General features: G+C 58.3%; 4 protein-coding genes and 1 tRNA gene. 4 read left to right on the plus strand and 1 reads right to left on the minus strand.

Annotated features, from left to right (window positions below; translation table 11 throughout):
* Positions 1 to 65 precede the first annotated feature (65 nt).
* The 3 genes from RMO23_RS00990 to RMO23_RS01000 all read left to right on the plus strand — a co-directional run bounded on the left by RMO23_RS00990 (position 66) and on the right by RMO23_RS01000 (position 1,978).
* Positions 66 to 141 (plus strand) — tRNA-Thr (locus RMO23_RS00990).
* Positions 142 to 1,328: 1,187 nt separating this feature from the next.
* Positions 1,329 to 1,568, plus strand: coding sequence for an AbrB/MazE/SpoVT family DNA-binding domain-containing protein (locus tag RMO23_RS00995; RefSeq protein WP_309678176.1), 240 nt, complete (start codon positions 1,329 to 1,331; stop codon positions 1,566 to 1,568).
* The gene (locus RMO23_RS01000; RefSeq protein ID WP_309678178.1) at positions 1,568 to 1,978 is read left to right on the plus strand and encodes a type II toxin-antitoxin system VapC family toxin; all 411 of its coding nucleotides are present in this window, start codon (positions 1,568 to 1,570) and stop codon (positions 1,976 to 1,978) included. Before RMO23_RS00995 ends, RMO23_RS01000 begins: the two co-directional genes overlap by 1 nt.
* Before the next feature lie 117 nt (positions 1,979 to 2,095).
* On the opposite strand, the gene RMO23_RS01005 is transcribed toward RMO23_RS01000, so the two are convergent.
* On the minus strand, positions 2,096 to 3,436 hold the full coding sequence (locus RMO23_RS01005; protein ID WP_309678179.1) for a hemolysin family protein: 1,341 nt from the start codon (positions 3,434 to 3,436) through the stop codon (positions 2,096 to 2,098).
* A gap of 24 nt (positions 3,437 to 3,460) precedes the next feature.
* Between RMO23_RS01005 and RMO23_RS01010 the strand changes: the two genes are divergently transcribed.
* Positions 3,461 to 4,155 (plus strand): symmetrical bis(5'-nucleosyl)-tetraphosphatase (locus RMO23_RS01010; RefSeq protein ID WP_309678180.1); only part of this gene is annotated, 695 nt, incomplete at its 3' end.

The raw sequence follows: 4,155 nt of genomic DNA on the forward strand, positions 1-4,155 counted from the left end.
ACCGAGGTTGAGCGCGTGACCGCCTACCACTCCGGGCTATAATCGCGGGCTGTATTTCACAAAAAGCCGGTGTAGCTCAGTCGGTAGAGCAGCTCATTCGTAATGAGAAGGTCGGGTGTTCGATTCATCTCTCCGGCACCAAATGAAAAGGGGGTAGGCTTCCGGGTCTATCCCCTTCTTCACGTAGTCAGTACGTAACCGCTGGCCAATTTTGATCCCAAGTCATCTTTTCCTTCAAGCATAACGCTAGGTTAAGCCGCCGGAGGCGCGGGCGGTCGACTTAAACCGTTTGTTGGGCACTGGGAACGCCAGCGAATTGCACTCTATCTGACTCACTCGAGTACGGCCTCAGCCGTTATTGACCTCTGTAAGACCGATACGCGCGCGAACCGCCCTACTATCGTCAGTGCTCGCGTCAGAAGATTACGGCCATCCTCCGTTGTGATAGTCAACGGTGTCCCGTGCCTATTTGATATCGAATGCGAGACGAGCGTACCCACATATGATTGTTCAAATCTTAGATCGTCTCTCATTCGAGGCCATGCCGCTTTCGAACTATCGCTGTCAGACTGCTTGTATGTCTGCATGACACTTTCAACTGCTCTGTAGCACAGCATTCCAGCGTCTTGAAGATTCAAGCTCGCGCGCCGTAGGTCGGAGAGACATGTCCGGACAATTTGTGACTCTATAGAGCATCGCGTTATCTCTTCGAGGCTTAGCCCCGTCGCTTCTAGATCGATAACACGCCTAACGTCATGAAATTTAAGGTTTGCCATTTGCCCGCTAGGAAGAAGTGCTGCCCGACCGATTACGGTTCCGCTAATTCCGCAACTGAACAATGCTGCGTCATACAACGCTTGAACGTGTTGGATGACCAACTGAATGAGGAGATCAGGTTTTGAAGCCTCCCTCTGGCAATCCAACACAACGAGCGCGTTTTTCCCCTGACACAAATGAACGGCGGCTGTTGACGTCCCCCCGTCTTCGAACTCGATATTCCATCTATGCGGAGGGTCCTTGATTTCAAACTGGATACCGTCGCTTCCAGATTCGATGTCACACCAGACGTGGTACCTATACATTGTCATACGACGCTTTAATGCTCATTTCAAACTCCCTTCCGGTTGATAATTGTCGGAGAAACCTGGCAAGTTTGCATGAATGAGTCTAGCCGACTGGCCGCGATTTGCAGGCCTTCGTGAACGCGCTGTTCAATCAAAAAGCCAAGCTGATTCTGAAAATAATCAGCTTCAATTTGCAGAGACCGCAGCACGCCCGCCATCAGAGTATTACAATGAAAAAATCAGTAATACAAATGGAGGTAAACCATGTCGACCACGCTCACCAGCAAAGGCCAGGTCACCATCCCTAAACAGATACGCGATGCGTTGAGCCTGGCACCGGGTTGCTCGGTGGACTTCGCTGTGAATACCGAGGGCGATGTCGTGATTCACAAGGTGGGCGCACGACCGAGTCGCAGGCCAGACCGTTTCGACGCGGCGCGTGGCAAGGCCGACGTGAAGTGGCGCACCGACGATCTGATGGCACTGTTGCGTGGTGAGGGCTGATGCTGCTGGTCGACACCAACGTGCTGGTCGACGTCCTGGAGGACGACCCACAATGGGCAGATTGGTCAATCAGGCAATTGCGCGCCCAGTCAAAAATTCATCGGCTGGCCATCAACCCCATCATCTATTCGGAGCTGTCGTTGACTTTCTCGACGGTGGAGGCACTGGACCAGACCATTGATGATCTGGGTTTGGTCATGATCGAGATGCCCCGCCCGGCCCTGTTTTTGGCTGGGAAGGCGTTTGTTCGCTACCGGCGGCAGGGGGGAACCAAGAACAACGTCCTTGGTGATTTCTTTATTGGTGCGCACGCCGCCGTGTCCGGTCACTCTGTGTTGACCAGGGATACGCGGCGTTACTCTTCGTATTTTCCGAGTGTGGTGCTGGTAGCACCACAAACTTTGCCATAACAACTGAGTCAGCCGTCCGTCACCCAGATTCGTCCAGAATACGGCACCCAAAAAAAAGGGGTTGACCATCGCGGTCAGCCCCTTATTTCATGTTCCCAGCGCGTAAATTCGAGCCGATTACGGCGCTGCCAATTTTTCAACAAACGGACTCGCCAGCACCTTGTCAATCCGCTTCCCATCCAGGTCCAGCACCTCGAAGCGCCAGCCCACGCAGTCCACATATTCCCCGGTTTCCAGCAAACGGCCCGAGACGCTTTGCAGCAGGCCGGCCACGGTGTTGTAGCGGCCCTTGTCTTCGGCGGGCAGTTCCCTGATGTCGAGCCTGGCCTTGAGTTCCGACACCGGCATCACGCCATCGATCAGCCAGCTGCCGTCCTCACGCTCCACCGCCCAGGCATCGATCTGCGCGCCGGGTTGCAGCTCGCCGGTGATGGCCTCCAGCATGTCCATGGGCGTCATCAGGCCCTGCACCACGCCGTATTCGTCGACCACAAACACGATGCGGGTGGAGCGGGCGCGAAACTGTTCGAGCAGTTCCATGCCGGTCAGGGTTTCGGGCACAAACACGGCGGGCACGGCATAGGCGTCGATACGGTCAGCCACCGAGGGCGTTGACCCGTTGTGCGGGGCCGAGGGCAAGAACTGTATCTGGCCACGCAATGCCAGCAGCTTGGCGACGTTGACCACGCCGATCACGTCATCAAGGCTGCCGCGGCACACCGGGTACCACGAGTGGCCGGTGGCGCCGGCTTTGTCAATGGCCTGGGCCACGGTGTCAGATGCGTCCAGCCATTCGATGTCGGAGCGCGGCAGCATCAGGGAGGTCAGCAAACGGTCGTCGAGCAAAAACACGTTTTGCACCATCTGGTGTTCGTGCTCTTCAATCAGGCCGGCGTCCACGCCTTCTTCGAGGCTGGCGGCGATTTCTTCTTCGGTCACGGCGCGGCCGGCGGCATTGTCGATGCGCAGTAATTTCAGCGTGGCATGGGTGCTCATGGACAGCAGCCTGACAAAGGGCTTGGCAATGCTGGCCACCCACATCATGGGCCGCGACACCAGCCGCGCCACGGGCTCGGGGTAAAGCTGGCCGATGCGCTTGGGCACCAGCTCGCCAAACACGATGGTGATGAAGGTGATGATCGTGACCACCAGTGCGGTCGCAGAAATGTCGGCGGCGCGCGGCGAGATGTGAAAACCCTGCAGCCAGTGCGACAGGCCGCCGCTGAAGGCTGCCTCGCCAATGATGCCGTTGAGCATGCCGATGGAGGTGATGCCGACCTGCACCGACGACAGAAATCGTGTGGGGTTGTCCAGCAGGCCCAAAGCGGCGCTGGCACCCTTGTCACCCGACTCTGCCATGGCGCTCAGCCTGGCCTTGCGGCTGGAGGCAAGCGCCATCTCTGACATGGCAAAGACGCCGTTGAGCAGCGTCAGAAAGGCGATGAGGATGAAATCCATGAATCCAGGGGCAGAATGAACACCATGGGACTTTACTGTATTGGCGACCTGCAGGGTTGCAACGAACCTTTTCAGCGCCTGCTGCAAAAAATTGATTTTTCACCCAGCCGCGACACGCTGTACCTGCTGGGCGACCTGGTCAACCGCGGCCCGCACTCGCTGGCCGTGCTGCGCCACCTGAGCCGCCTGGGCGATGCCGCGCAGTCGCTGCTGGGCAACCACGACCTGCATTTGCTGGCCCTGTGGCAGGGCATGGGCAAGCTGCACCGCAGCGATACCGCGCAAGACATTCTGCAGGCCAGCGACCGCGGCGCCCTGCTCGACTGGCTGCGGCACCGCAACATGGCGATTCATGCGCACGGCTGGCTGATGGTGCATGCCGGCGTGCTGCCGCAGTGGAGCAGCGCCAAAACCCTGGCACTGGCCGGCGAGGTGGAGCAGGCCTTGCGCGGGCCCGACCTGAAGGGATTTTTGAGCGGCATGTATGGCAACACCCCTGACCAGTGGCAAGACAGCCTGCAGGGCCCTGACCGGCTGCGGGTGGTGGTCAATGCGCTGACGCGCCTGCGCTTTTGCACCCCCGAGGGCGTGATGGAATTTGCCACCAAGGACGGTGCCGAGGCGGCGCAGCACGGCTACCTGCCATGGTTTGATGTGCCGGGGCGCCAAACCGCAGGCACACCGGTGATGTTTGGCCACTGGTCAACACTGAAGGCGCA

Source organism: Polaromonas sp. (assembly GCF_031411155.1).
Taxonomy (GTDB): Bacteria; Pseudomonadota; Gammaproteobacteria; order Burkholderiales; family Burkholderiaceae_C; genus Polaromonas.

Coding starts and splice junctions, on each gene's coding strand:
- RMO23_RS01005 (WP_309678179.1), bottom strand. CDS start 3,436: ATGGATTTCATCCTCATCGCCTTTCTGACGCTGCTCAACGGCGTCTTT.
- RMO23_RS01000 (WP_309678178.1), top strand. CDS start 1,568: ATGCTGCTGGTCGACACCAACGTGCTGGTCGACGTCCTGGAGGACGAC.
- RMO23_RS00995 (WP_309678176.1), top strand. CDS start 1,329: ATGTCGACCACGCTCACCAGCAAAGGCCAGGTCACCATCCCTAAACAG.